At 65.3% G+C, this 4,555-nt stretch carries 3 protein-coding genes; 2 read left to right on the top strand and 1 reads right to left on the bottom strand.

The annotated features are described in order from the left end of the window. A partial coding sequence (locus AC1D00_RS28270; RefSeq protein WP_477012922.1) for an FAD-binding oxidoreductase occupies positions 1-1,129 on the bottom strand: 1,129 nt, incomplete at its 3' end. A gap of 175 nt (positions 1,130-1,304) precedes the next feature. Between AC1D00_RS28270 and AC1D00_RS28265 the strand changes: the two genes are divergently transcribed. Further along, a complete protein-coding gene (locus AC1D00_RS28265) occupies positions 1,305-2,189 on the top strand; it encodes a dihydrodipicolinate synthase family protein (RefSeq protein WP_477012921.1) in 885 nt (294 codons plus the stop codon). A 213-nt stretch (positions 2,190-2,402) separates the two neighbouring features. Next, positions 2,403-4,555: TonB-dependent siderophore receptor (locus AC1D00_RS28260; protein ID WP_477012920.1), on the top strand; the 2,153-nt coding region annotated here is incomplete at its 3' end.

Genomic DNA, 4,555 nt, shown 5'->3' with positions numbered 1-4,555 from the left:
CCTTGATGCCGACTGCGAGCGCGGCGTTGCAGCGCGTGACTAACTCGTCCATCCGCGCCACGGCGAGGCCGATATCGTAGGAGATGTGCGGGCCCAGCACCAGGCCGAACTCGGCGGAGATGTCGCACACCCGCCAGAAGGCTTGCGTCTGCGCCAGCGATTGCGCCACCGCGGCATCGGCCAGCAGCCCGCGCTCCATCAGCTCTTCGAGCCAGGCCTGGAAGCGCGGCGCATCCAGGCTCTCGTCGGTGCCCTGCGCCTCCACCAGCACGTAGAGGCCGTGGCCCGCGGCGACCGGCGGTTTCACGCCGGCGCGCGTCGTGATCACGTCCCAGTAATCCGGCCACATCACCTCGAACGCCGACAGCAGCGGGCCGAGCCCGCTGCGCGCGGCATCGAGCAGTGCGATCACCGCGGCATAGTCCTTCAAGGCGCACAGCGCGGCCATGGTCGAGCGCGGCTTCGGGAACAGTTTTAGCACCACGCGGGTGATGATGCCGAGCGTGCCTTCCGAGCCGATGAAGAGATGCTTCAGGTCGTAGCCCGCATTGTTCTTCATCAGCTTGTTGAGATTGGTGATGATGGTGCCATCCGGCAGCACCACTTCGAGACCGAGCACCAGCTCGCGCGTCATGCCGTAGCGGATCACGCGATTGCCGCCGGCATTGGTGGAGAGATTGCCGCCGATCGCGCAGGAGCCGCGCGAGCCGAGGTCGAGCGGAAAGAAGAAGCCGGCCTCGTCCGCGGCCTTCTGGATCGTCTCCAGCGGCGTGCCCGCCTTCACCGTCATCGTCGCGGACGCGCGATCGATCTCCTCGATGCCGGTCATGCGCTCCAGCGAGATCGCGACCCAGCCTGCTTCAGGCGAGGCGCCGCGGCACAGCCCGGTCAGTCCGCCCTGCGGCACGAACGGCAGATGCGCCTGCCGGCAGGTGGCGATCGCATCGGCAACGCCCTGCGCATCGAGTGGACGGATCACCGCACGCGGCGTTTGCGGCAGGCTCGCGCTCCAGTCGTTGCAATTGCGCGCCGGCACATCAGCGCCGATCAGCACGGCGGCGGCGCCGAGCTTGTCGCGCAAGGCGGCGAGCAATTGGTCGGGACGCTCCACGGGGGTCACCATGTCCATGCAAGACCTCCTCAAAATCCGGCCGCGTCTGTCGCGCGTCTGCTGCGATGGGATTTGCGTCCGTCTTGTATGTAAGGTACAAGGTGAAAAGTAAAGCAAAAACGARGCTCCGCTAGGCGCAGAAGATCGTTATGGATCAGTGGCTTAGTCCGGGACCGCAGCAAAGGGTGGTGTCATGACGGAGGCGATTCGCGGGTTCTGGGTGGCGTCGGCGACGCCGCTGGCGACCGATGGCGGTGTGGATCACGGCCGGCTCGCCGCCCACGCCAAGCAGCTCTTCAGCAAAGGCGTCGACGGCGTCGTGCTGTTCGGCACCACCGGCGAAGGCACCTCCTTCAACGTCGCCGAACGCGTCGCGACCATCGAGGCCATGCTCAAGGCCGGTGTCGCGCCGGAACGCATCGGAATCGGCGGCGGCTTCCCCGCCATCAGCGATAGCATCGCGTTGACGCGCGCCGTGCTCGGCCTCGGCCTGCGCCATGTGCTGCTGTTGCCGCCTTACTTCGACCGCAGCGTCACGCCCGAGGGTATCGAGGACGCCTTCGCCGCGATCATCGACGGCGTTGCCGACGATCGCCTGCGTGCCTATCTCTATCACATCCCGCAGATCTCAGGCGTTGCGATCCCGACCACGGTCGCCGCGAGCCTGCGCAAGCGTTACGGCAAGGTGGTTGCGGGCCTGAAAGACTCCAGCGGCGACTTCAAGCAGTTCGAGGCGTTCCGCGCGGCCAGCCCCGAGCTCGCGATCACCGTCGGCAACGAAGCCGACATCGCCCGCGCCATCGCCGCCGGCGGTGCCGGCACCATCTGCGGTATGGCCAACATCGCGCCGGAGCTGGTCAAGGCGATGATCGGCGGCAAGGATGTCGAGGCACGCATGCAAGCGGCGATCGACATCGTGGTGAAGACGCCATCCTTCCTCGCAACGCTGAAGGCCATTCTCGCCGCGCAGACCGGCGAAGCAGCGTGGCTGCGGGTGCGCCCGCCGCTCCGGGCCTTGTCCGACGGCACCGCGCTAAAGCGGAAGCTCGACGAGCTGACGAGCCCTGCCATCGCATGAAATCCCGCAATGTCGCGACAAGCCGCCGCGAATTTCGTGCGCAGCGTGTCGCGATCGGCGCGAGAACAATCCATGATTGCTGGTTCGCGTTGATCTGCGCTTAGAACCATTCAACACTAGAGCGATTCAATTCCGCCTACGGTTCTCTTCACCCGCAACGGCTGTTAGACGCGCCAGCTGCAATGCTGCGTCTGACTTGGAAGTGAATCGAAAGTGCGTGCTCATCTGGATGACCGCGTCAGCGGTCATCGAATTCGTGCCGGCGGGAGTCGTGCAGGTCTTCTCATCGGAGCAGCGGTGCTGCTCGCCGAATGCCCCTCCAACACGACGACCGCACAGGCGCAATCGGCGCTGCCACCGGTGACGGTGGAAGCGCCGGCGCAGCGGCCGAAACCGGCGCGCGCATCGGAGCAGTCCTCACGCCGCACCCAGGCCGCCGCGCGCCAGCGCAATCGCAATGCCGCGCCGGCAGCGTCGACGCCATCGGAGCGCGCGGCCGCGGAGGCCGCCGCGCAGCAAGCCGCCAAGCTCGGCTACCGTGCGATGCCGAGCGCGACCACGCTGCGTTCGGGCGCATCGCCGCTCGACACCTCGCAGACCGTCAACGTCGTGCCTGCCCAGGTCCTGAAGGACCAGTTGCCGCGCAACATCGACGATGCGCTGGTCAACATCAGCGGGATCACCCAGACCAACACGCTCGCCGGCACCCAGGACGCCGTGATCCGCCGCGGCTTCGGCGACAACCGCGACGGCTCGATCATGCGCAACGGCATGCCGCTGGTGCAGGGCCGCAGCCTGAACGCCGCGGTCGAGAGCGTCGAGGTGCTGAAGGGACCGGCCTCGCTGCTCTATGGCATCATGGATCCCGGCGGCATCGTCAACACCATCAGCAAACGTCCAGAGCTCTACCAGCACGGCTCGGTCACGCTGCTCGGCTCGACCTATGCGAACAATCGCAGCGGTGCTGACGGCACGCTCGACATCACCGGTCCGATCGGCGACGGCGGTCTCGCCTATCGCTTCATCGGCTACGGCGTCAGCGAGGACTATTGGCGCAATTTCGGCCGCCACCGGGAAATGCTGGTGAACCCGTCGCTGGCCTGGTACGGCGACACCACGACGGTCCAGCTCACCTATGAGCACCGCGAGTTCATCTCCCCGTTCGACCGCGGCACGGCCTTCGTCAACGGCGCTCCGCTGGCGATCCCGAAGACGCGTCGGCTCGACGAGCCCTTCARCAACATGTGGGGCACCTCCGACCTCGTGCAGGGCTCGGTCGAGCAGAAGCTCGACGACAATTGGAAGGTCACGGCAGCCTACAGCTACAACACCGAGACCTTCAGCGCCAATCAGCTTCGCATCACCAGCGTCAACGCCAAGACCGGCGTCGAGACCCGCAGCAATGACGGCACCCGTAACTCGCTGAGCAACGCGAGCTACGGCACCTCCTATCTGCAGGGTGACGTCTGGGTCGGCGGCTTCCGCAACGAGATCCTGTTCGGTGGCGAGGCGTTGTATCGCACCATCGATCGCCACGACCTGATTCGCCAAGCGACCCCGAGCTTCAATTTCTACAACCCGGTCTATGGGCTGATCGTGCCGGGCACGACCGTTTCGGCTACGGACAGCGAACAGACCGACAAGCTCGGCACCCGCGGCTTCTTCGCCCAGGACACGTTCCATCTGACCAACTGGCTGTCCGTGGTTGGCGGCGTGCGCTGGATGGAATACGAGCAGCTCGCGGGAAAAGGTCGGCCCTTGTTCGTCACGAATACCAACCTGGCTGGCGACAAAGTGCTGCCGCTCGGCGGCGTCATCTTCAAGCTGAACGATCAGCTTTCGTACTACGTGAGCTACACACAATCGCTGAAGCCGACCTCCACCATCGCGCCCTTCACCGGCGCTCCTGTCGGTTTCGTCGTCGACTCCAGCATCAAGCCCGAAGAGGGAACCCAGTGGGAGACTGGCATCAAATTCGACGTCAACAAGCGGCTGTCCGGCACGCTTGCGGTCTATGACATCGAGAAGAAGAACGTGCTCGTCTCCGACCCTTTCAGCAGCGGTACGGTCTTGGTACGAACGTCCGCGAAGGCGCGGTCGCGCGGCGTGGAATTGGACGTGACCGGCAAGCTGAGCGATCAATGGAGCATGATCGGAAGTTACGGCTATACCGACGCGCGCCTGGTGGACGATCCGATCAACGGCAATGCCAAGTTGCTGAACGCCGCGATGAACACGGCTTCACTCTATCTCGTCTACGATTTCGGCGACAAGCTGCCCGGCCGTCTGCGGCTCGGCGGCGGCGCGCACTATGTCGGCGATCGGCCGGGCGACTCCGCCAACAACTTCTTTCTGCCGGCCTATAC

Source organism: Bradyrhizobium sp. P2_E8, assembly GCF_056403875.1.
This window is presented reverse-complemented; position numbering and strand designations above follow the sequence as displayed.

Excerpts from the sequence above, each read along its gene's own strand:
- AC1D00_RS28265 (WP_477012921.1), top strand. The coding sequence starts at position 1,305 with ATGACGGAGGCGATTCGCGGGTTCTGGGTGGCGTCGGCGACGCCGCTG.